Raw genomic sequence first — 22,494 nt, forward strand, 5'->3', positions numbered from 1 at the left:
CATGCTCCTGACCGCCGACACGGTGCTCACGGGCCGAGACCTGTTGCGGCCCGGCTGGATCGACGTCGCCGACGGCGTCGTTCGGGCCATCGGAGGGGGAGCGGCGCCACGGGTCGCCGATCACGACCTCGGAGCGGTGACGGTCATGCCGGGGTTCGTCGACACCCACCTGCACGGCGGTGGCGGGGTCGACTTCTGCGCCGCCTCGTCCACCGCGACCGAAACCGCGGTGAACGTGCACCGCGCGCACGGCAGCACGGCGCTGATCGCCTCCCTCGTCACCGCGGCCCCCGACGAAATGCTCAGGCAGGTAACGACATTGGCCGACGACGTCGACGCCGGCCGCATCGACGGAATCCACCTCGAGGGGCCGTGGCTGTCGACCGCGCGGTGCGGCGCCCACCAGCCGGACCTGATGCGCGACCCCGACCCGGGGGAGATCGACCGCGTGCTGCGGGCGGGCCGGGGGGCCGTGCGCATGGTGACCCTCGCGCCGGAACGCGAGGGTGCGCTCGACGCCATCGCCCGGATCGTCGGCGCGGGCGTGGTCGCCGCGATCGGCCACACCGAGGCCACCTACGCCCAGACGGCGGTGGCGATCGACGCCGGAGCCACCGTGGCCACACACCTGTTCAACGCCATGCGCCCGATCGACCGCCGGGAGCCGGGTCCCATCGTCGCGCTGCTCGAGGATCCGCGGGTGACGGTCGAGGTGATCACCGACGGCGTTCACGTCCACCCCGCCGTCTACCGCCACGTCGTGCGCAGCGCAGGCCCCGACAGGGTGTCGCTGGTGACCGACGCGATGGCCGCGACCGGCATGACCGACGGCCGGTACGGCCTGGGCCCGCTGGAGGTCGACGTCGTCGACGGGGTGGCCACGGTGGCGGGCACCGACACCATCGCAGGCAGCACCGCGACGATGGACGCGGTGTTCCGGTTCGCCGTCGAGCACGCGGGCCTGCCCCGCGACGACGCTCTGCGGTGCGCCGTCGCGCAGGCGTCGCTCAACCCCGCCCGGGCGCTGGGACTGCCCGGTCGTGGTCTGACACCCGGCGCTGCGGCCGACGCCGTGGTGCTCGACGAGGACCTGCGCGTGGCGCGCGTGCTGCGCGGCGGATCGTGGATGGTGGCCCCCGATCAGTAACGTGGTGGCGGTGACCGGCCCGGGACTGCTTCCGTGGCAGCGATAGTGGAGCTCAACGACCGGGTGTACCGGTTGCTGCGCCCGCTCATTCGCGTGCTGTCGCTGCGGGCGATCGTCGTGGTGGCCGCGTTGGCGGTCATCGTGCTGGTGCTCGTCCTCGGCACGTGGGTGTGGGTCGGGGTGACCGACGACCAGTACAGCCAACTCGACCGGCGGCTGGATTCGGTCAGCAGCCTCGGCAACGTGAGCGATCTGCTGAACAGCACGCCGGCGAACACCGCCTCCCAGCCCATGCCGGACGGCAACGTCGTGCGCACCGCGAGGATCGGCGGCATCACGGTCTCGGTGCCCAGCGACGTCGTGCTGCCCGTGCTGCCCGACGGCTACGCCACCACCGAGATCGGGGGCGTGCAGTACCGGGTGCGCACGTTCAGCGCCGGGGTGGGATCCATTGCGCTCGGGGCACCCGTGGCCGAGACGCAGCACCGTATCGACGAGCTGCACCTGAGGGTCCTGCTGATCTGCAGCGGCGTCATCTTGGGCACCGTGCTCGTCGGCTACGTCATCTCGCTGCTGATGATCAACCCGTTCCGCCTGCTGGCCCAGCAGGCCCGCGCGATCAACGCCCAGTCGATGCCCGACGAGGTGCAGGTGCGCGGCGTGCGGGAGGCCGTCGAGATCGCCGAGGCCGTCGAGGGCATGCTGGCGCGCATCGGCCGGGAGCAGCAGCGCACCAGGGCGGCGCTGGAGTCCGCGCGCGACTTCGCCGCCGTCGCCTCGCACGAATTGCGGACGCCCCTGACCGCCATGCGCACCAACCTCGAGGTGCTCTCGACCCTGGACCTGGCGCCCGAGCAGCGCGACGAGGTGATCGGTGACGTCGTGCGCACGCAAGGCCGGATCGAGGCGACGCTGACGGCGCTGGAGCGGCTCGCCCAGGGCGAGTTGACGACGACCGACGACTTCGTGGCGTTCGACGTCACCGAAATGCTCGACCGGGCGGCGCACGACGCCGCGCGGATCTATCCGGGTCTGCGGGTGACCCTGACGCCGTCGCCGTCGAAGTTGATCGTGGGTCTGCCCGCCGGGCTGCGGCTGGTGATCGACAACGCCATCGCCAACGCCGTCAAGCACGGCGGCGCCACCGAGATCCGCCTCAGCGTCGTCAGCTCGAGCGCCGGCGTCGAGATAGCGGTCGACGACGATGGGGCGGGCGTCCCCGAGGAAGAGCGCGCAGCGGTCTTCGAACGGTTCGCCCGCGGCAGCACCGCGTCACGGTCGGGCTCGGGTCTCGGTTTGGCGTTGGTCGCACAGCAGGCCGAATTGCACCGGGGGACCGCGCAGCTCGACGTCAGCCCCCTCGGGGGCGCGCGGCTACTGCTGCGCCTGCCCAGCTCGTGATGGTGACCACACCGCGCGCGTGACTGGGCGTCGGAGACGGCGGCCGGTTCGCCAAAGCCGCCGTCCAACAGGCGTTTTGGTCGGACCTGCCGCGCGCGGCCCTCGCCGGCCGCCGACCGGCGGAATGGGCCGCCCGGTTCGGGAATGTCCCGGGGGGTCAATCGGTTTCACCCATTGGGTCGGAGATACCACCGAGCTACCGGGTCGAATCGCACCAACCGCGATACGACTTACACCTAAATAATGAAGAAGAAGGCATCACCATGAAGAAGTTCGGATTCGCTGGCATCGTCGCAGGTGGACTGGTCGCGGCGGTCGTAGGACTCGCAGCGCCGGCTCAGGCCGACCTCAGCCACAACATCTGGGCCAACCAGCAGAACCAGACGAGCCAGTCGACGCCGTCGGTCAGCACCCAGGCACACGGCTAGACCGCCTGTCACAGGACGCAACTGAGAAGGGGCACCCGCACTGCGGGTGCCCCTTCTCGTTGTCGTGATGAGGTTGGATGCCAATGGACGGTGCCGTCGCACAGCTCTCGAAGAGGAACGAACGCCGCCCCGGTGATCGCGGCTACCTCGGCACGGCGGCTGCCGTCGGCGAGGCGCCGTACACACCTGGGCGCGGCGGGCCGCCACGGGACCGAGGCGATGACGCCCGGCCGACCGTTGCCGGTCGACCGGGGCGTCCGAGCCGGCCCGGGGTCAGGCGCAGTCGGTGCAGATCAGCCGGTCGCCGACGTGGCGGGCCAGGCGGTGGCTGTGCTGCACCAGGAAGCAGCTCGAGCAGGTGAACTCGTCGCGCTGCTTCGGGATGACGCGGACGGTGAATTCCTCACCGGACAGGTCGGCGCCCGGAAGCTCGAAGTCCTCCAGTTCGTCGCCGTCGTCGACGTCGAGCACCGCGGTCGCGGCGTCGTTGCGACGACCGGCCAGCTGTTCGAGCGACTCATCGACGACGTCGTCTGTTTCCTTCTGGCGGGGCGCGTCGTAATCAGTGGCCATATTCGTCCTTCCGGGAGCTGTGTTGGCGTCCTCACAACGTGAGCAGTGGCCAGGATGTTCCCACGCCCCAGGGGGCCGAAACGCCCGGGGTCGCGATTGCCGCGCATGCGGGGGCCGGATGAGCCGAATCTCACTGTGGCCTTAGGTCTGAGCCTCCCCTGCGAGGTCTCCCGACGGCGCCAGGACGGTCCGTTGGAAGGGCAGACCGTGCGCCGCGGCGTGCTCGACCGCCTCGTTCGCAGCCGTGAGCGGAAACACCGTCACCGCTTCGTGGGACAGGTCGAGGACGCCACTGCGAATCATGGCGATCAGCTGGTGGTTGGCCATCCGTGGATACATCCACTGGCCGCGCACCGTCACCGAATTGCGCATCAGCCACGGGTAGGGCAGCGCGAGATCGTCACCGCCGAGCATTCCGACGCCACCCATCAGGACGATGCGGCCATAGGGACGCACCGTCAGCGCCGCTGCCCGCACCGGACCGGTGCCCGCGCTCGGGGGCAGCAGGTCCAGCACGACGTCGACCGCCGCGGGGGCCGCAGCCTGTATCGCCGCCCGGTCCGCCTCACCGTCCCCGGTCAGGGTGACCGTCCGGATCCGCTTGCCGAACCGCGATTCGAGGTCCCGCAGTACGGCGGCGTTGCGACCGGGACACACCACGCAGGCGGCGCCCATCGCGAGTGCGACCGCCACGCCCGCGCTGCCGAAGTTGCCCGTGGCGCCGCTGACGACGACCGTCTCGCCCGCCTGCAGATCCGCGGCGAGCAGGCCGCCGTAGGGCACCAGCAGGATGCCGAGGGCCGACCACCGCGCCACGTCGGCCAGGTCGACGTCGCCGAGTGCGACGGCGTTCTCGGTCGGCACCCGCATCCGCTGCGCGAACGGCCCGTCGTGGAAGTAGCGCGACAACGTCAGCCCGCCCTCGCCCGCCGAACTCCAGCCTTGCAGGGTGATGTCGGGCGCCGCGGCGTCGTCCCGCGATCGCACCGTCGCGTCGCACCACACCAGGTCACCGGGGTGCAGCCGGGTGGCGTCGGGGCCGGTGCGCACCACCCGGCCGATCGCCCCCACGCCCGAGATGACCGGTGGCTCAAGGGGATACCGGCGGGCGCCGCTGAACACCTCGGCGGCATAGGGCGGGATGCACGTGGCCAGGACGTCGACGAGGACCTCGCCCGTCCCGATCTGCGGGTCCTCGACCTCGGTGATGGTCAGTGGCGTTCCAAAGCGTTCGAGCAGGGCGGCAAGCACGAGTTCTCTCCTTCGTCGTCGATGCCGGGGACAACGCGTCGCGAACGCGTGGCCATGCCATGCGGATGCCGACAGTTGCGCATGGGTGGTATGACGTATGAGCATGGAACCGTCGATGACCGCTCTGCGCGTCCTGCGCGCGACCGCCGAACGGGGGAGCTTCACCGCCGCCGCTGCGGAGCTCGGCTATACGCAGTCCGCGGTGTCACGTCAGGTCGCCGCACTCGAACGCGAGGCGGGCGTCGCACTCTTCGAACGTCACCGCGGCGGGGTGCGGCTCACCGACGGCGGGCTCATCCTGCTCCGGCACGCGCGCGTCGCACTCGATGAAATCGACGCTGCCGCAGCCGAACTCGACGGCGCGGCACCCGACGTGCACAAGGTGCGGGTGGGTGCGTTCATCAGCGCCGGTGCGTTCCTGCTGCCCCGCGCCCTGCGGGCGCTGCGCGAGCGCAGGCAGGACATTCGGGTGACCACCCGCGAGGGCACCACGCCGGCGCTGGTGCGGGCCCTGCGGGCGGGCACCCTGGACCTCGCGGTGATCTCCGCCAGGGCGCCCTACCGCGCCCCCGACGCGGAACTACCCGCGCTGGTGGTCGAGGTGATCGACAAAACCGGTCTGGTGCTCGCCGCGCCGGCGACGGGTCGATTCGCGGGTCGGGCGTCCGTCCGCGTCGAGGAACTCACCGACGTCGACTGGATCGCGAGCCCGGCCAGTGGCGGTGACCCGCTGATGGGGGTGTGGCCCGGGGTGGCGGGACGCCCGCGCATCGCCCACACGGCCAGAGACTGGCTGACCAAGCTCCAGCTCGTCGCCGCCGGATGCGGTATGACCACCATCTCGCCGAGTCTGGCCGACGTCCTGCCCGACGGCGTGCAGCTGATGCGCGTCGAGGGCGGACCCGAGGAACGCCGCAGGGCCCTGGTCGCGCGGTTGCCCGGCCGGCCGTCGCAGGCCGTCGTGGCCGTCGTCGACGCCCTGCGCAACGGACATCCCAGCTGATCGCGCGTGCACGCCGTCGTTCCCGTCTACTGGACGAGACCGACCAGGGAGGAGACCCGACCATGGCAACCGTGACCGGCCGAGCCGTCGATGCGCTGGCCGACGCCGAACGCGACGGCATCGTCGACGTCGTCTACCGCACCGTCGACGGCCCGCTCGGACCGCTGCTGGTCGCGGCGACCGACGTCGGTCTCGTCCGCGTCGCGTTCGCGGTGGAGGGGCACGACGACGTGCTGCAGCACCTGGCCGACCGGATCAGCCCGCGAGTGTCGGCCGCACCGGGCCGTCTCGACGCCATGGCACGAGAGCTCGACGAGTACTTCGCCGGTGCGAGAACGACGTTCGACGTCGCGCTGGACTGGCGGCTGTCGTCGGGGTTTCGCGCCACCGTGCTGCGGCACCTGCCCGAGATCGGCTACGGACGCACCGCGAGCTACGCCGCCGTCGCCCAACTGGCCGGAAACCCGAAGGCCGTGCGCGCGGTCGGCAGCGCCTGCGCCACCAACCCGCTCCCCGTCGTCGTGCCGTGTCACCGGGTGGTGCGCAGCGACGGCGCCCTGGGCGGCTACCTCGGCGGCGTCGACGCCAAACGCACGCTGCTCACGCTGGAGGCAGCGGGGCGTCGCCCCAGTCACCCTTGATGTGTTCGAGGTGGCGCAGCATCAGCGTGCGCGTCTTCTCGGCGTCGCCTGCCACGATGGCGTCGAGGATCGGCAGGTGTTCCTCGGCGGACGCGGTGAGGGTGCCGCGGTCGGAGAGTTCCTTCAGGCCGAACAGCCGGGTCTGGTCGCGTAGCCCGTCGACGAGCTCGAGAAGGCGTTCGTTGGTGGTGTGTGCGAGCAGGCCCATGTGGAAGCGGCGGTCGGCGTCGAGATAGTCGATGAGGTCACCGTCGCGGGCGGCGTCGACGATCTCGGCGGCCACGGCCGCGTGCTTCGCGTATTCGGCGGTGATGGCGTCGTTGCCCGCGAGCTTCTCCATGGCCGGAATCTCGAGCAGCACCCGTAACTCGAAGATCTCCCGGCGATCCGAGTCGTCGATCGGCAGGACGCGAAATCCGCGGTTGCGGATCGGCTCCATCAGTCCCTGGTTCACCAGTGTCAGCATCGCTTCGCGGACGGGGCTGGCCGAGACGCCCAACTGATTCGCTAGTGCGGTGACCGAATAGATCTCGCCCGGCGCCAGTTCACCGGAAACCATGCCTTCGCGGAGCACGGCCAGCGCCTGGTCCCGCAGGCTCGCGCGCTTGAGGCTGGGGGTGTTGCTGAGCATCGTGCCTCCGATCGCGGTGAACGTACTATGTTACGTCGTACACAGCGTCAGAGGCCTGGTGGCGGCCGAGTGTCAACCAAACAGTGCGCGCAGGTGTGGGTTGAGGAAGATGCCGCTGGGGTCGAACTGTTTGCGGAGACGCTGAAAGTCGTCGTACCGCGGATAGAGGGCCTCGACGCGATCGCGGGTGAGGAAGTGCACCTTGCCCCAGTGCGGGCGAGCGTCGAACGGCTGCAGCACGCGATCCAGTTCGCGCAGGAACGGTTCGTAGACGGTGCCCACCTGCCCCGACACCGACAGCGACATGGTGTCCCGCTGATACTGCGCCGACAGGTACGCCTCGTCGGCCCGTTGCCACCGGACCTGAACCGGGGAGATCTGCTCGGGGTGCCGCGTCAGCATGAGGTCGCGCACCACGTCGAGCGCCTCGCGACCGCGGTCGGCGGGCACCATGTACTCGAGCTCGTGGAAACGGGCCTCGGTGGTGGCGTCGGGATAGATGAGGTGGGCGCGACCGGTCCTGGCGCCCGGTTCGGCGTCGACGTCGTCGGCGTCCGCAGGCGCCTCGCTGAGCAGTTTGACGACGCAGTGATCCTGCGGCACCGTGCCGAGGTCGTACATGGCCGACGACGCGGGTGTCGGCATCCACCAGAACGAGAAGTGGCGGTAGTCGGCGAGGAACCGAGCCCAGTTGGCGTCGACCTCGTCGAACGGTAGGACGGCGTTCTGTTCCCGAATCTTGTACGCGGGCACGGCCTGCAGGTCGAGTTCGAGGAACACCCCGAGCATGCCGATCGACACCTGAGCGGCGTGCAACGCGTCGTCGTCGTCCTCGGTGATCGAGACGATCTCACCTGATCCGTCGACCAGCCGGACGCCACGCACCATCGACGACAGGTTGCCGAACGCGGGCCCGGAACCCTTGGTGCCGGTCGCGATGGCGCCCGCGATCGACTGGGCATCGATGTCACCCTGATTGGCCAGCGCCATCCCGTGTTCCCATAGGGGCGCGCCGACGTCCCACAGTCGCGTCCCGCCGCGGAGCCTCGCGCGCAGGGTGACGTCGTCGGCGGTGACGAGCCCCGTCAGGCGCTCCATGGTCACCAGGGTGTGGTCGGTCTGCACGATCGGGGTGAACGAATGGCCGCTGCCCGCGACTCTGACGCCGCGTCCCGTGGAGGCCGCGCGGGTGACGGCCCGGACGACGTCGTCCTCCGTTGCGGCGTCGACGAACTCGTCGTAGTCGAAACCCTGGTTGCCGCCCCAGTTGTCCCAGTGGCCACCGGTCTGCCTGGTCATGAGTCGCCTCTCCGTAAGATGTAATCGGTAAGATACTACCCTGCAGGATGCAGCACGCCGTCGATGCGGCGCGGGATGCGGTCGTAGCCGTCGCGCAGTTCTGCGGGTAGCACGTGCGCGGGTGCGTTCTGGTAGGTCACCGGCCGCAGGAAACGTCGGATGGCGGTGGCGCCCACCGAAGTGTGCAACGCGTTCGTCGACGGCCACGGACCGCCGTGGTGCTGCGCCCACGACACCGCGACGCCGGTGGGAAAGGCGTTGAACACCACGCGGCCCGCCCGGGCCGACGCGAGCGCGGTGAGTGCGGTGAGCGCGTCGTCGGACTCGCTGTGGTGCACGGTCGCCGTCAGCGACGGCGGCAGGCTCTCCAAAGCCGTTGTCGCCGAATCGATCACGGCGCCAGCCGGGTACCTGACGATGACCGTCACGGGGCCGAACACCTCGTGCACGAGGTGCGGGTCCAATTCGGCCAGCGCCGTCTCGACAACCATTGGCGCCACGGCGAACCCGGCGCCGTCACCACCCGGCCCCGTGGTGGTACGCACGTCCGCCCGGCCCCGCAGGGCAGCTGTCTCCGCGGCGTAGGCGGCGTGGATGCCCTCGTTCAGCAGCACGTGGTCCGAGGATTGCACCACCCCGGCTCGCACGGCGGCGACGAGGCGATCCCCCTCGGCGGAGTCGGGCACCAGCACGAAGCCGGGCTTCGTGCAGAGCTGACCCGACCCGAGAGTGAACGAGCCGACCAGACCCGCACCGATGTCCTCGGCGCGTTCGGCTGCCGCCGCCGGTGTGACGACGACGGGGTTGAGACTGCTCAACTCGCCGTAGAAGGGAATGGGTTCGTCGCGGGCGTTGACGACGTCGAGCAGTGCCCGGCCGCCGCGCAGCGATCCGGTGAAGCCGACGGCCTTGATCGCGGGCTGCGCCACCAGCGCGATCCCGGCCTGGGTGCCGTGGACGATGGCGACGGCACCGTCCGGCACGGCCGTCGCGAGGACCTCGAAGGACCGCTGTGAGGTCGCGGGGTGCGACGGGTGCGCCTTCAGCACGACGGGGCAACCGGCCGCGAGCGCCGACGCGGTGTCGCCGCCGAGCACGGAGAACGCGAACGGGAAGTTGCTCGACCCGAACACCGCTACGGGTCCGATCGCCGTGAGGATGCGTCGCAGATCCGGCCGCGGCCCCATCGGGGTCTCGGCGGCCGGGTCGATCGCCGCCTCCAGGTAGCTGCCCTCGCGCACGACGTCGCCGAAGAAGCGGAATTGGAACGCCGCGCGGGTGAGCTCACCCGCCAGCTTGGCGGTGGTGAATCCCGTTTCGGCAGAGGCGATCTCGATGAGTTCGTCGCGGTGGTCCTCGATGCCGTCGGCGACCGCGTCCAGCACGTGCGCGCGCGCCGCGCGGTCCAGCCCCGCCAGCCCCGGAGCCGATGCGGCCGCCGCGGTGACGAGCGCGGCCACCTCGGCGCCAGTGGTCTCGACGGCGACCGGTGGGAGTTTCGCACCGGTGCGGGGATTGGTTCCGAAGACTGCGACGGTGTCCGTCATGACGATCCTTCCGACAGGGCGATCAGGTGGGCGGTGGTCAGGCTGATGTCGCGCTCGAGCCGGCCGGCCAGCGCGAGGAACAGGCTCGCCGTGGTGACGGCGTCGCCGAGGGCGTGGTGCGGGGAGTGCACGGGGAGACCGAGTTCGGTCGCGGCGTATTCGAGCGACACCGCCTGCCCGGGGTCCAACTCCACCTCCAGCACGCGGCGGGCCAGGACGGCGGTGTCGATCATCGCACTCGTGAAGCTCAGGTATGAACGTCGAAAGGCCTTGCGCAAGAACGACCGTTCGATCCATGCGCAGTGCGCGACCACGGGATGCTCGCCGATGAGGCCGTCCAGGGTCGCGACGCAGTCCGCCAGCGGGGGTGCGCCGTCGAGGTCCTGGGTCCGCAGACCGTGGAACATGATCGAGCTGCCCGGCACGTCACCGGGCACGTGCACCAGGCCATAGACCGACTCCGACGTCATGACCCGCCCGGCGCGGATCGGCACCGCGCCGTAGGACACGACGTGATCGTGGCGGGCGTCGAGGCCCGTGGTCTCCAGGTCGATCACCACGAACGTGTCGGCGCGCCAGTCGACGTCGGCCGCGGCGGACCGGCGCGGCCGACGCAGGCGACGCGTCCAGTCGGTCGCCACGCTCACCGACCCTCGTAGTCGAACCACTTGCGGCTCAACCGTTCCTGGATGCCGTTGATCGTGCGGAACGCATTCCTGAGGTGGCGTCGCTCGAGCGGGTCCAACGTGGCGGGGTCGATCGACGACGCCACCGGCGCGCCCACCTTGATCGCGGCGATCTGGCTGTCGAAGACCAGGTGGTAGCAGAGGCTGAAGGCGCCCGTCAGCGCATCGGCCTCGTCGGCGGTGAGCAGGCCGCTGCGCTGGGCGCGCTCGAGCCGTTGCGGCGTGGAACCCGTTGGGTCGCCGGTCCGTTGCGCCAGGGCACGCGCCAAGGAGGCCACCGGCCGCAGCCCGGACTTCTTGAGGTTGAGGTGGCCCTTCTGCTCCCCGAAGTGCTCGACGACGAACCCGCGGACGAAGCCGCTCGGCGGTCGGTCGGTCATCGAGAAGCGACTCAACGCCCTGGTGAAGCCGTCACGGCCGAGGCCACCGACGAGTGCGCTGCGCAGCGGCTGGATCAGGACGGGCCGGGTGATCGGCCGGGCGTCGAGCACCGTCGAGGCCATCAACAAATAGTCCACGTTGTCCGGGTGTGCCCGCCACACGTCGGCGATCTCGCGCCACTGCCGCTGCGAGCGGTTGAACAGCGGCGTCGAGGCGTTGAGCCCCTGTGGACACGTGGCCAGCCCGCACCGGGTCAGGGCGGTCATCAGCGGGGGCGGTCGCCGCGGCCACCTGCTCGCGGGTGTACTCGATGTCGGACGTGCCCCGCACGGCCCACGCCAACGCGGTGTCGACGTCGGAATTGGGCAGCGGCTCGCGGCGGCCGAGGGAACCCATCAGCAGCCACGCGCAATCCAACTCCGCCAATGGTGATGTCGTCGAATGGAATTCGATGATCTTGCGGTAGATCGCCTCGATCATCGCCGACAGCAGGGCGCCGACGTGTTCGACGGGCAGGCCGGCGTCCCACAGCTCGACGGTCGTGGGGGTCAGCAGGCGGCACGCCTCGACGAGCTCGTCCATCGTCGTCGCCCCGGCGACGGCGGAGCGAATCACCAGTGGGTTGCGGACCTCCGCCGCCGCCATGTCCACGACCCGCACGACGCCGACGGCGGTGCCGACCGCGTCGACCACGACGAGGTGGTGGATGCCCTGCTCGACCATGAACAGATAGGCCGTGCTGACGGTGCGGTCGACGCTCATCGCGATCGCCGGGGTGCTCGCGATCGCCGAAATGGGGGCGTCCACGCCGATCTCACCCGTCGCCACCCGGCGGCGGAAGTCGTCGTCGGTGACGATGCCGATCTGGCCGTCGCGCAGGAACAGTGCGCACGACCGGCCCGCCTCGGTCATGGTCGCCGCGACGGTGCGAATCGAGTCGTCGGCCTCGCACCACGTGATCGGGTGCGCCACGCTGCCGATGGGACGTTCCAGTCGCGCCGCGGCGTCCGCCGGGTTGAGCAGGCGTTCCCTGGCCACCAACCCGCCGTAGTGGGCGAATCGCAGGCGCTCGGGGTGGGCCAGCAGCGTCCGCGGATCGGGCAACCGGTAGCAGAGCGTGTCCTCGGCGGCGCGAACCTGCAGGGGCGGGGGCAGACCGGACAGCACCGAGATGTGGCCGAAGGTCTCCCCCGGGCCGAGGACGTCGGTGACGCGCCCGCGGTCGACGATCTCCACCGCGCCGACCCGCACCACGTAGAGACAGTCCAGTGGAGCGGCTTCGGCCTCCACGATCACCGTGCCCGCCACGAAGTACTCCACGTCGACCGCCTTGGCGAGACGGTTCAGGTCGAGGTCGTCGAGGCGGTCGTAGGGGGACTGCGCGCCGAGGAAGTCGAGGAATTCCTTCACGGCATCAAAACTCGACGACGGTCAGCGGCTCGCCGAGCCTGCCGACGTCGACGGTGATGCCGAGCCCAGGGCCGGTGGGCGCCGACCCGCGCCCATCGACCGAGCGGGGCAGGTGGCCCGCGACGTGGCCGTCGGTCCAATCGTTGAAGAACGGGGTCATGAGCAGTGCCTCGGTGCGGGTGCTCGCGGCGAGATGACTGGTCGCAGCAGTGATTACGTCACCACCCCACATGTCCTCCACGGACACCAGCAGATTCAGCTCCTGGGTGAGATCGCGCATCCGCGCCGCGTTCGACAGACCGCCCAGCTTGCCGAATTTGATGTTGATCGATGCGGCACGCGCCTCGTACTTCGCCCGAAACACCCCGGCCGAGTCGACGATCGACTCGTCCAGCACCAGGGGCAGGGTCGAATGGGCATGGGCCAGAATGGAATCCGTGGTAGTGCGGCAGGGCTGTTCGACGAAGATCGGCAGCTCCTCCATACCGCGCAACGCGATCTGGGCGTCGGCGACGTTCCAGCCGCCGTTCGCGTCGGCCACGACCACGGTATTGCCGTCACCGGCCTCGACGCACGCCTTCGCCCGTGCGACGTCATCGCGGGGGTGGTTGCCCACCTTCAGCTGAAACCGGTTGATGCCGGCGCTGCGGCGCGCCGTGACGAACTCGGCCATCGTGGCCGGCGTACCCAGCGGCACGGCCTCGTAGAGCGCGAAGTCGTCGTTCAGTACGCCGCCGAGCAGCGCCGAGATCGGCAATCCGACGCTCTTGCCGAGCAGGTCCCAGCACGCGATGTCGATCGCGCTCTTCGCGAATGTCTGGCCCATCAGCGTGGCGTCCATGGTCGCGTGAATCTGGTTCAGGTTGGTCGGATCCGAGCCGAGCACCGCCCGCGCCAACTCACCGAGCGCGGCCCTGATGCCCGCGGGAAAGGTCGGAAGATAGGTGGCCCCGAGGGTGGTGATCTCGCCCCAGCCGTCCAGACCCTCGTCGGTGCGGATGCGTACCAGGGTGCCGTCCTCGGTGGCCGCCGCCCGGTCACCCGACATCACGTACACGCCATGGGCGTAGCCCACGTCGTAGCGGTAGACGTCGACACCGGTGATCTTCACGAACTCGCTTCCTTTCTCGGGCAACCCTACGCCGGGCGGGTGGCCCCACCGGAGTCAGACGACGGCGGTCAGTGCCAGTTCGACGTCCTTGATGACCTGCGCGCGGTCCTCGTCGCTGAGCGGCAGCCGCGGCGGCCGGGTCGGTCCGCCGTAACCGCCCGCGACCTCTTGCGACAGCTTGATTGCCTGGACGAAGGTGTGCTTGGTGTCCCACTGGAACGCCGGCTGCAGCAGCGAGTACAGCTCGCGGGCCTCTTCGACCTGGCCGGTAGTGCCCAGTTCGTAGATCTTCGCGCAGGCCTTCGGCAGCGAGTTCGAAAAGCCGCCGATCCATCCGACCGCGCCCATCAACGTGGCCTCCAGCACGTTGTCGTCCGCGCCGGAGAGCACGTCGATTCCTGGCGCCAGCCGCTGGATCGCGGTAATGCGACGGACGTCGCCGGAGAACTCCTTGACCGCGACGACGTTGTCGAATTCGCCGATGCGCGACAACAACTCTGGAGTCAAGTCGACCCGGGTGTCGAACGGGTTGTTGTAGGCCACGATGGGCAGACCGACGCGATCGAGCGCCCGGTAATGTTCGACGACCTCGTCGTCGTTGGCCCGGTAGGAGTTCGGCGGCAGCGCGAGCACACCATGCGCGCCGGCCTGCTGCGCCTGCTCGGTCCAGCGGACGGACTCCGCCGAGCCGTAGGCTCCCACCCCGGGAATCACCGAAAACCCCTCCGGCGCAGCCTCGATCGCGAGTTCGACGATGCGGGCCCGCTCCTGCGCGGTCAGCACCTGGTATTCGCCGAGGGACCCGTTCGGGGTGATGCCGTCGGCGCCGTTCTCGGCGAGGAAGCGGACGTGGTCCTGGTAACGGTCGTAGTCCACGGTCAAGTCGGCGGTGAAGGGCAGGGTGGCGGCGACGACGATGCCGCGCCAGGGAGTAGTGGTCATGTGCGTTGCCTTCGATCGATGGTGGGCGGAGTCAGCGGATGCTGATCCAGATGGTCTTGAGCTCGGTGTACTGGTCGAACGCCTCGAGGCCCTTGTCGTGGCCGCCGAAGCCGGAGATGCCGAATCCTCCGAACGGAGTGGAGATGTCGCCCTCGCTGAACCCGTTGACGGCAACCGTGCCCGCCCGGATGGCCTTGGCCACCCGCAGCGCGACGTTGACGTCGCGGGTCCAGACGTTCGCCGCCAGGCCATACTCCGTGTCGTTGGCGAGCGCGACGGCCTCTTCCTCGGTGTCGAAACCGAGCACGGCGACGACCGGTCCGAAGATCTCGTCGCGGACGACCGCGGAGGCGGGGGAGACGTCGTCGACGACCGCCGGCGCGACGAAGAAGCCTCCGGTGTCGGGCAGTATCGCGCCGCCGCCGTGCACGGTGGCGCCGTCGGACCTCGCGGCCTCGAGGTAGCGCAGCACGCGGTCGCGCGCCGACGCCTCGATGAGCGGGCCGATCTCGGTGCTCGGATCGAGCGGGTCGCCCACCCGGCGCGCAGCGGCCAGCGCGGCGAGCTTGTCGACGAACGCGTCCTTGATCGATCGGTGCACCAGGATCCGGCTACCCGCCGAGCAGTTCTGTCCGCCGTTCCAGAACGCCGCTCCCGCAAGGTCTTCGGCAATGGAGTCGAGCTCGTCTGCCATGTCGGCGAAGACGATCTGCGGGCTCTTCCCGCCCATCTCGAGCGCGATCTGCTTGAGGTTGCTGTCCGCGGCGTACCTGAGGAACATCCTGCCCACCTCGGTGGACCCGGTGAAGCTGATGACGTCGACGTCGGCGTGCAGTCCGAGTGCCTTGCCTGCGACGTGGCCGAGGCCGGGCACGACGTTGAAGACACCGTCGGGAATGCCTGCCTGCGTTGCCAATTCGGCGTACCGCAGTGCGCTCAGCGGCGACAGCTCGGCGGGCTTGACGACCACGGAGTTACCGGCCGCCAGCGCAGGCCCGATCTTCCAGGACAGGGTGTTGGATGGAAAGTTCCAGGGCACGACGATTCCGACGACACCCGCGGGCTCCCGTACGACGAGGCCCACATTGTCCGTGCCCGTTGGCGATACCTTGCCGAACATCTTGTCGATGGCTTCGGCGTACCAGCGGATGGTGAGTACGACGTCGGGGATGTCGAGGTCGTTGCAGTCGCTGATCGGCTTGCCGGCGTCGATGGCGTCGATGAGGGCAAGCTCGGCAGCGTTCTCCTCGATCAGTTGGGCGAAGCGGAGCAGCACCGCCTTGCGCTCGGCGGGGGCGATCCGGCTCCACGTTCCGGCGTCGAAGGCGCTACGGGCCGCGGCGACGGCGGCGTCGACGTCGCGCTCGGAGCACGCGGCGACCGCGTTCAGCACGGCCCCGGTGGCGGGGTTGACGTTGTCGAACGTCGACCCGTCGACGGCGTCGACGAAGCGACCGTCGACGTAGGCACGGGTCTGCACCGTCGTGGGAAGTGTTGCGGTCATTGGAGAAGACTCCTTGGTGTCTCGAGTCGCATCGGTGGCGCGGTTCAGCACGGGTACCCCGCGAGGGTCATCCCACCGATTCCCGCCGGTCAGTCAGCCCGACCGCGGAGGCGGGCGCAGCGGTGGTGCGGTGGCGCGCGACGTAGATGGCGAGCCCGGCGAGGATGACGACCGCGACCGTGATGACTCCGCCCCACTGCAGGTACCAGTGGAAGGGTGCGACGGGGTTGTAGATCTCCTGGCGCGGCCAGACCATGTTGACGACGGCGAACAGTCCCATCGCGATCGCGACGAGGTTGACCGGCACCCCCCAGCGGCCCAGGCCGAAGTACTCCTGGTCGCCGCGGCCGGCCACCGGCCAGCGTCCGCCGAAGCGGCGCACCAACATGGGCACCGTCACCAGCAGGTAGGCCAGATAGGCCAAGACCACGACGACACTGGTGACGACGGTGAAGATCTGCGGCTGGCGAATGTTGATCAGCAGGATCACAACGGCGACGACGCCGACGACGAGGGTCGGGACGACGGGCGTGCGGGTGCGCTCGGAGACCTTCGCGAGGTACTCGGATTTGGGGAGTGCCCCGTCACGCGCGAGAGCGAACGCGATGCGCACCGTGCCCGTCTGAACCGTCAGGCAGCACACGAAGATGCTGGTGGCGGCCGCGGCGAGGAAGATCTTGCCGAGCACGTCGCCGAGCACGTTAGTGATGACGTAGGGCAGGCCCGACACCGACAGCTCCTGGGCGTTGACGTCGCCGACGGCCATCATCGCGAACAGCATGATGAGCCCGCCGGTGATGCCCGCCGCCAAGAGCGCCTGAATGATTGCCCGCGGAGAGCGCCGCCGCGGGTCGATGGTCTCTTCGGCGACGGACCCCGCCGTGTCGAAGCCCCACAGGATGTAGGTCGCGAGCAGGCTGGAGGCCAGCAGCGCGCCGAAGATCGCACCGGAGCCGCCGGACGTGTGGCCCGCGGTGCTCGTGATGACGCCCGGCCCGCGCTTGACGTGAATGGCCAGGAGCACGATCAGCAGTATCGAGGCGACGAGTTCGACCGCGACGCCAATGTTGTTGATGATCGAGATCAGTCGAACGCCGACGACGTTGATGACGGTGGTGGCGATGATGAGTATGGAGCCGAGGACCACGGCGTTGCCCGCGAAGTCATAGGTGCCGGTACCGTCGCCGACGAGCTGGAACACCGGCGAGATGGCGGGCAGGACCACCTGCATCGCCAGTGCGACCCCGGCTACGGTCACGGTGCAGGCGATGAACATGAGCCAGCCGGCCATGAACGACACCAGCCGCCCTGCCAGCTGTTTGCTCCAGGCGTACACCGAGCCGGCCAGCGGGTGATGGGCCGACAATTCGGCAAAGCATAGGCCCACGGCCAGCTGGCCGATGACGACCACCGGCCAGGTCCAGAGGAACGCCGGGCCTGCGAAACCAAAAGCGACGTAGAACAGCTGGAACGCCCCGGTGAGGATCGAGATGTAGCTGAAGCCCGCGGCGAACGTCGAGAACGACCCCAGCTTGCGATCGAGCTGCTGTTTGTATCCGTACTTCTGCAAGTACTCGGCGTCTGCGCTGCGGGAGTCGTCGTGGAGCACGGGAGTCGCCTCTCTGGACCTGTGATGGGGTGGCGCGGCTGAGCGACGTGTCCTAGCTCACCGGTAGCCGGTAATGGGTAATATTCTACCTAGCGAGCGGTTTGTCAACCGGGGACGCGCTGCCCGGTCGCTCGCCTCCGTGCCTGGTAGAGGTCTGCCGTCACTCGCACGCGACCCGATTGGGGTAGAACCGTCCCGGTAGGCGCACGCGTTTCAACCTCCAATCAACGGCTATACCGCGCACGGGCGGGCCACGGCGCAAACTCGTCCGCGAGTGCAACGACACGGTGAGGAAGTACATGACGGACACGGCCGGTGACGACCAGGCGCGGGAACCCACCGACATCACCTACGACGAACATCAATACCCCGCTCGGCCGCGGACGCTGCGCTTCCGGCCGCGGGTGCGGGCACCGTTCGCGCGTCGGTCGGTGGCCCACGACGGGTCGGCGACGGGCGACAACCCGGCCTACGTGTCGTGGCTGCTGAGTCAGTCGATGCTTTCCGACGCCAACGAGATCAGTCAGCAGTTCTCGGGCCAGGGCTCGATGTGGCAGAACCCGTTCGCCAACCCCGACCCACGCGCCGCCGTCACCGCGGCGTCGGTGTGGTTCACGGCCTATCCGCTGTCGCTGATCACCCGGCCCGAGGAGTCGTTCCTCACCGCGATGGCCGACGAGGAGATGTGGAAGGCGTTCGCCGAGATCGGCATCGAGGGCATCCACACCGGCCCGGTCAAGCGGGCGGGCGGCATCTCCGGCTGGGAGTACACCCCCAGCGTCGATGGTCACTTCGACCGGATCAGCACCCAGATCGACCCGGCCTTCGGCACCGAGGACGAGTTCCGCAAGATGTGCGCGACGGCGAACTGGTACGGCGGTACCATCATCGACGACGTCGTGCCCGGCCACACCGGCAAGGGCGCGGACTTCCGGCTCGCCGAGATGAAGTACGCCGACTATCCCGGCATCTATCACATGGTCGAGATCGACCCGCGGGACTGGCACGAGCTGCCCGAGACCCCGCCCGGGGTGGACTCGGTGAACATCGACGCCGCGACCGAGGAGTGGCTCGACAAGGCCGGCTACATCATCGGCCGACTGCAGCGCGTCATCTTCTACGCCGAGGGCGTCAAGGAGACCAACTGGAGCGTCACCCGGCCCGTGCTGGGCGTCGACGGCGTCGAACGTCGCTGGGTGTACCTGCACTACTTCAAGGACGGCCAACCGTCCATCAACTGGCTCGACCCCACGTTCGCCGGGATGCGCATGGTGATGGGTGACGCGCTGCATTCGCTGACCGACCTGGGCACCGGCGCGCTGCGCCTGGACGCCAACGGCTTCCTGGGCGTGGAGAAGAGCACGGGCGAGGGCAACCCCGCCTGGTCGGAGGGCCATCCGCTGTCCGAGGCGGCCAACCACCTCATCGCCAGCATGGTTCGCAAGGTCGGCGGATTCACCTTCCAGGAGCTCAACCTCACGATCGACGACATCCGCGAGACCAGCCAGGCGGGTGCCGACCTGTCCTATGACTTCATCAACCGGCCCGCCTACCAGCACGCGCTGGCGACCGGTGACACCGAGTTCCTCCGGCTCACCCTCAACACGTCCAACGAACTCGGCGTCGACCCGGCCTCGCTGGTGCACGCACTGCAGAACCACGACGAGCTGACCTACGAGCTGGTCCATTGGTCGACCGGGCACCGCGACGACGTCTACACCTACAAGGGCGAGCAGATGACCGGCGAGGAGCTGGGGGAGTCCGTCCGCCAGGATCTGCTCGACGCGCTCACCGGTCCGAAGGCGCCGTACAACCAGGTGTTCACGACCAACGGCATCGCCTCCACGACGGCGACCGTCGTCGCCGCGTCGCTGGGCATCTCCGACCTCGACTCGATCACCGACATCGACCCGATCCGTCGCGCCCACCTGCTGCTGGCCATGTTCAACGCGCTTCAGCCGGGGGTGTTCGCACTGTCGGGCTGGGACATGTGCGGGATGCTCACGCTCCCGCCCGCCGAGGTCTCCGAACTGCTGCGCGGCGGGGACACCCGGTGGATCCACCGGGCGGGCCACGACCTGATGGGCGTCAACAAGGGGGCGACGCGATCGATGGCGGGCATGCCGCGCGGGCGCAGCCTCTACGGCTCCATCCCCGAGCAGCTCGCCGACGAGACGAGTTTCCTACGGCAGCTGCAGGCGATCCTGCGGGTGCGGTCGCACTACGGCATCGCCACCAGCCGCCAAGTCGACATCCCCGAGGTCTCCAACCGCGGCATGCTGGTCATGGTGCACCAGCTCGAGGATCCCAGTCAGCATCAGTTGACGCTGTTGAACTTCGCCGGGGAGGACATCGCCGGCACCGTGCGCTCGGAGCACCTGCCACCGCAGGGTCGCGTGATGGACATGTTCACCGGCAAGACGGTCGGTGCGGTCGACGATCTGCACAGCTTCGCCGTGGAAATGCCGCGCCACCACGGCATGTCGCTGCTCGTCGAGGCGCCTCCCGAGGAGGAGGCGGAGTAGCTCACCGGCGGGCGGACGTCGTCAGCGGGCCGCCGTCGGGAGCCTGCAGCAGGCAGATGACGGTGCTTGGCTCGGGGTCGGACGCGGTCCGGTTCTGATTGGAGTCGATGAGGTAGGTGATCGCGAACCGGCCGTTGCCGACGGGCTCGCCGGTGTAGGCGGTGAACCCCTCGTTGCACTTGCGGGTGGCGACGCTCACGACGGCGGCGTTCACCGCCAGCGGCGCGCGGCGGTAGACCTCCGCCCGGTGCGGGCTGGTGCAGTCGACCACGGCCACGGTGACGACGTTGGGGTCGGTGGGCGGCGGGTCGGCCAGGCAGTCGCCCACGTCCAGGTCGAACCAGGCCACCGAGCGCGGAGCTGGGGGTACAGCGACCGTGCTCGAACGCGGTTGTGGCGCAGGTGATGTCGACGTCGTGACCGACGTGGGCGGCGTGCTCGCCGTGCAGCCTGCGCCCAGGAGCATTCCTGCGGCGGGGAGCATCAGCCGCTGCCATCGTCGACCGTGTCGTGTCGGGGCCACCCCCCGAACGTAGCCGCAGCACGCCGTCGCCGGTCGCGGTCTGCGGTGGAACGTCGTCCGGTCGGGATCATTCATGCTGCCCGTCGGCGCGTGAGACGATGAACGAATGCGCCTCGGGTTGCACGCGCTCGGAATCGGTTCCGGTGCCAGACGCGACGTCATCGACGCCGTGGCGAGGGCGGCCGAACGCTGCGGCTTCGCACGACTCTGGGCGGGCGAACACGTCGTGATGGTGGATCGGTCCGTCTCGCGCTATCCGTACTCCGCCGACGGCCAGATAGCCGTTCCGGCCGAAGCGGACTGGCTGGACCCCATGATCGCGCTGAGCTTCGCGGCCGCGGCGACGTCGACCATCGAGATCGCGACCGGTGTGCTCCTGCTCCCCGAACACAATCCGGTCATGGTCGCCAAACAGGCTGCCTCCCTTGACACTTTGTCCGGCGGTCGGTTCACCCTTGGCATCGGGGTCGGCTGGTCGCGCGAGGAATTCGACGCGCTCGGCGTTCCCTTCGCGCGACGGGCGGCGCGGACCGCCGAGTACGTCGCCGCGATGCGCACGCTGTGGCGCGACGACGTCGCCACGTTCGACGGCGAGTTCGTCGCCTTCGACTCCGTGCGGGTCAACCCCAAGCCCGTCCGGGATCGTCGCATCCCGATAGTGCTGGGCGGCAACAGTGATGCCGCCCTGCGCCGCGTGGCCGACTGGGGTGACGGCTGGTACGGCTTCAACGTCGAGGACGTAGCGGCAGCGAAGCGTCACGTCGCCTGCATCCGCGCGCGGTGTGACGAGCAGGGCCGCGACGGGACGGAGTTGAGTCTTGCGGTGGCCCTGCGCGATCCGCGACCGTCCGACGTCGAGCCGCTCGCCGCTCTGGGTGTCGACGAGTTGGTGCTCGTCGTGGGTCCGCCGGACGATGCGCACCGGGCGGCGGACTGGATCGCCGCACTCGCCGACGACTGGCGTGCCGCGTGCCCGTGAACGACTCAGGTGGGACGGATTCGCACGGCGAACTGCCGTCGGATCCCGACACCGGTCCCGCGGGACGGCCGCTTCATCTCCGGCCGTCGGCCCTGGCCCTGGTGTTCGCGGGTGGCGTCGTCGGCACGGGGTTGCGGTACGTCGTCGAGGACCTCCTGCCCCACGATGCCGCGGGGTGGCCGTGGGCGACCTTCCTGATCAACCTCGTCGGCGCCTTCGTCCTCGGCGGTCTGCTGGAGTCGCTCGCACGTCTGGGTGACGACTCGGGGTGGCGCCAGCGTGCCCGGCTCTGCGTCGGCACCGGCGGCTGCGGGGCGTTCACCACCTACAGCACCCTGGCCCTGGAGGCGGCGCTGCTCGGCAGGAGTGGGCACGTCGGCATGGCGATCGGCTACGGCGTCGGCAGCGTCGTCGGCGGGCTGGTGACCGCGTGGCTCGGCATCGTGCTCGCCGCAGCCGTCCACGCCCGGAGGCGCGCGTGATTCCCCTCCTCACCCTCGTCGCCGGTGCGTGCGGTGCCGTGGCGCGGTTCCTGCTCGACTCGTCGATCAAACGGCGATGGCAATCGCCGTTCCCGTGGGCCACCGTGCTCATCAACGTGACCGGATCGCTGCTGCTCGGGATCCTTGCGGGCCTGGTGCTGTTCCACGGCCAGCCCACCACGTGGCAGACCGTGATCGGGACCGGCTTCTGTGGTGGCTACACGACCTTCAGCACCGCGAGCTTCGAGACGGTGCGGCTGGTCGAGCAGGGCCGTCGTCTGCTGGCACTGCTGAATGCGGTTGGCTCCCTTGTGTTGTCGGTGGCCGCGTGTGCGGTCGGCCTCGCGCTGGTGTGGGCGCTGTGACGCTCCGCAAGCCTGCGTCCGGCTGAATTCTTGGTGACGCCGACGTGTGGGGCGCG

At 69.5% G+C, this 22,494-nt stretch carries 21 protein-coding genes and 2 pseudogenes; 9 read left to right on the forward strand and 14 right to left on the reverse strand.

Annotated features, from left to right (window positions below):
• Position 1: 1 nt before the first annotated feature.
• The 3 genes from nagA (at position 2) to G6N60_RS28125 (ending at position 2,976) form a co-directional block, all read left to right on the forward strand.
• The gene (gene nagA / locus G6N60_RS08825) at positions 2–1,147 is read left to right on the forward strand and encodes an N-acetylglucosamine-6-phosphate deacetylase (RefSeq protein ID WP_163743690.1); all 1,146 of its coding nucleotides are present in this window, start codon (positions 2–4) and stop codon (positions 1,145–1,147) included.
• Between the two features lie 87 nt (positions 1,148–1,234).
• Positions 1,235–2,548: a sensor histidine kinase gene (locus G6N60_RS08830; RefSeq protein WP_163743692.1), complete on the forward strand. Its 1,314-nt coding sequence runs from the start codon at positions 1,235–1,237 to the stop codon at positions 2,546–2,548.
• Between the two features lie 263 nt (positions 2,549–2,811).
• Positions 2,812–2,976, forward strand: a complete 165-nt coding sequence (locus G6N60_RS28125; protein ID WP_170312551.1) for a hypothetical protein — start codon at positions 2,812–2,814, stop codon at positions 2,974–2,976.
• Positions 2,977–3,249: 273 nt separating this feature from the next.
• Here the strand turns inward: G6N60_RS28125 and G6N60_RS08835 are convergent, their stop codons facing one another.
• Both G6N60_RS08835 and G6N60_RS08840 read right to left on the reverse strand, forming a co-directional pair.
• A complete protein-coding gene (locus G6N60_RS08835) occupies positions 3,250–3,549 on the reverse strand; it encodes a DUF4193 domain-containing protein (protein ID WP_163735390.1) in 300 nt (99 codons plus the stop codon).
• 141 nt (positions 3,550–3,690) lie between these two features.
• The gene (locus G6N60_RS08840) at positions 3,691–4,800 is read right to left on the reverse strand and encodes an alcohol dehydrogenase catalytic domain-containing protein (RefSeq protein ID WP_170312552.1); all 1,110 of its coding nucleotides are present in this window, start codon (positions 4,798–4,800) and stop codon (positions 3,691–3,693) included.
• Between the two features lie 115 nt (positions 4,801–4,915).
• On the opposite strand from G6N60_RS08840, the gene G6N60_RS08845 reads away from it, so the two are divergent.
• Positions 4,916–5,803 (forward strand): LysR family transcriptional regulator, encoded by an 888-nt coding sequence (locus G6N60_RS08845; protein WP_246240487.1) that lies wholly within the window; start codon positions 4,916–4,918, stop codon positions 5,801–5,803.
• Between the two features lie 62 nt (positions 5,804–5,865).
• On the forward strand, positions 5,866–6,444 hold the full coding sequence (locus G6N60_RS08850) for a methylated-DNA--[protein]-cysteine S-methyltransferase (protein ID WP_163735396.1): 579 nt from the start codon (positions 5,866–5,868) through the stop codon (positions 6,442–6,444).
• On the opposite strand, the gene G6N60_RS08855 is transcribed toward G6N60_RS08850, so the two are convergent.
• The 11 genes and pseudogenes from G6N60_RS08855 to G6N60_RS08900 all read right to left on the reverse strand — a co-directional run bounded on the left by G6N60_RS08855 (position 6,404) and on the right by G6N60_RS08900 (position 17,564).
• Positions 6,404–7,075, reverse strand: a complete 672-nt coding sequence (locus G6N60_RS08855; protein ID WP_163735400.1) for a GntR family transcriptional regulator — start codon at positions 7,073–7,075, stop codon at positions 6,404–6,406. The two genes, G6N60_RS08850 and G6N60_RS08855, sit on opposite strands and share 41 nt — an antisense overlap.
• Before the next feature lie 72 nt (positions 7,076–7,147).
• Positions 7,148–8,374, reverse strand: coding sequence for a D-arabinono-1,4-lactone oxidase (locus tag G6N60_RS08860; protein WP_163735403.1), 1,227 nt, complete (start codon positions 8,372–8,374; stop codon positions 7,148–7,150).
• 35 nt (positions 8,375–8,409) lie between these two features.
• The gene (locus G6N60_RS08865; protein WP_163735406.1) at positions 8,410–9,921 is read right to left on the reverse strand and encodes an aldehyde dehydrogenase (NADP(+)); all 1,512 of its coding nucleotides are present in this window, start codon (positions 9,919–9,921) and stop codon (positions 8,410–8,412) included.
• On the reverse strand, positions 9,918–10,568 hold the full coding sequence (locus G6N60_RS08870) for a 3'-5' exonuclease (RefSeq protein WP_163735409.1): 651 nt from the start codon (positions 10,566–10,568) through the stop codon (positions 9,918–9,920). Before G6N60_RS08870 ends, G6N60_RS08865 begins: the two co-directional genes overlap by 4 nt.
• Positions 10,565–11,110, reverse strand: a complete 546-nt coding sequence (locus G6N60_RS08875; RefSeq protein ID WP_163735413.1) for a putative nucleotidyltransferase substrate binding domain-containing protein — start codon at positions 11,108–11,110, stop codon at positions 10,565–10,567. The genes G6N60_RS08870 and G6N60_RS08875 overlap by 4 nt, the downstream gene beginning before the upstream one ends.
• 78 nt (positions 11,111–11,188) lie before the next feature.
• Positions 11,189–11,254: pseudogene (locus tag G6N60_RS28870) on the reverse strand (hypothetical protein); the annotation flags it as partial.
• A 94-nt stretch (positions 11,255–11,348) separates the two neighbouring features.
• Positions 11,349–12,398, reverse strand: a pseudogene (locus tag G6N60_RS08880) (cyclic nucleotide-binding domain-containing protein); the annotation flags it as partial.
• Between the two features lie 4 nt (positions 12,399–12,402).
• Positions 12,403–13,509, reverse strand: coding sequence for a mandelate racemase/muconate lactonizing enzyme family protein (locus G6N60_RS08885; protein ID WP_163735418.1), 1,107 nt, complete (start codon positions 13,507–13,509; stop codon positions 12,403–12,405).
• A gap of 54 nt (positions 13,510–13,563) precedes the next feature.
• Positions 13,564–14,451, reverse strand: a complete 888-nt coding sequence (locus G6N60_RS08890; protein ID WP_163735422.1) for a dihydrodipicolinate synthase family protein — start codon at positions 14,449–14,451, stop codon at positions 13,564–13,566.
• A 31-nt stretch (positions 14,452–14,482) separates the two neighbouring features.
• Positions 14,483–15,955 carry an aldehyde dehydrogenase family protein gene (locus tag G6N60_RS08895; RefSeq protein WP_163735425.1) on the reverse strand — a complete coding sequence of 491 codons (1,473 nt, stop codon included), beginning with the start codon at positions 15,953–15,955 and terminating at the stop codon, positions 14,483–14,485.
• Positions 15,956–16,022: 67 nt separating this feature from the next.
• Complete coding sequence (locus tag G6N60_RS08900; protein WP_163735432.1) at positions 16,023–17,564, reverse strand: APC family permease; 1,542 nt, start codon at positions 17,562–17,564, stop codon at positions 16,023–16,025.
• Positions 17,565–17,863: 299 nt separating this feature from the next.
• On the opposite strand from G6N60_RS08900, the gene treS reads away from it, so the two are divergent.
• A complete protein-coding gene (treS, locus tag G6N60_RS08905) occupies positions 17,864–20,089 on the forward strand; it encodes a maltose alpha-D-glucosyltransferase (protein ID WP_163735435.1) in 2,226 nt (741 codons plus the stop codon).
• A 1-nt stretch (position 20,090) separates the two neighbouring features.
• On the opposite strand, the gene G6N60_RS08910 is transcribed toward treS, so the two are convergent.
• On the reverse strand, positions 20,091–20,573 hold the full coding sequence (locus tag G6N60_RS08910) for a hypothetical protein (protein ID WP_163743696.1): 483 nt from the start codon (positions 20,571–20,573) through the stop codon (positions 20,091–20,093).
• 145 nt (positions 20,574–20,718) lie between these two features.
• Here G6N60_RS08910 and G6N60_RS08915 point away from each other — a divergent pair, with 145 nt between their 5' ends.
• From G6N60_RS08915 to crcB, 3 genes are read left to right on the forward strand one after another with little or no spacing between them, the layout of a single operon-like run.
• Positions 20,719–21,591, forward strand: a complete 873-nt coding sequence (locus G6N60_RS08915) for an LLM class F420-dependent oxidoreductase (protein WP_163735437.1) — start codon at positions 20,719–20,721, stop codon at positions 21,589–21,591.
• Positions 21,582–22,073, forward strand: a complete 492-nt coding sequence (locus G6N60_RS08920) for a fluoride efflux transporter FluC (protein WP_372511061.1) — start codon at positions 21,582–21,584, stop codon at positions 22,071–22,073. Before G6N60_RS08915 ends, G6N60_RS08920 begins: the two co-directional genes overlap by 10 nt.
• Positions 22,070–22,438, forward strand: a complete 369-nt coding sequence (crcB, locus tag G6N60_RS08925; protein ID WP_163735441.1) for a fluoride efflux transporter CrcB — start codon at positions 22,070–22,072, stop codon at positions 22,436–22,438. Before G6N60_RS08920 ends, crcB begins: the two co-directional genes overlap by 4 nt.
• Positions 22,439–22,494 lie beyond the last annotated feature (56 nt).

Origin of the sequence: Mycolicibacterium madagascariense (assembly GCF_010729665.1) — a bacterium.
Lineage (GTDB): Bacteria > Actinomycetota > Actinomycetes > Mycobacteriales > Mycobacteriaceae > Mycobacterium > Mycobacterium madagascariense.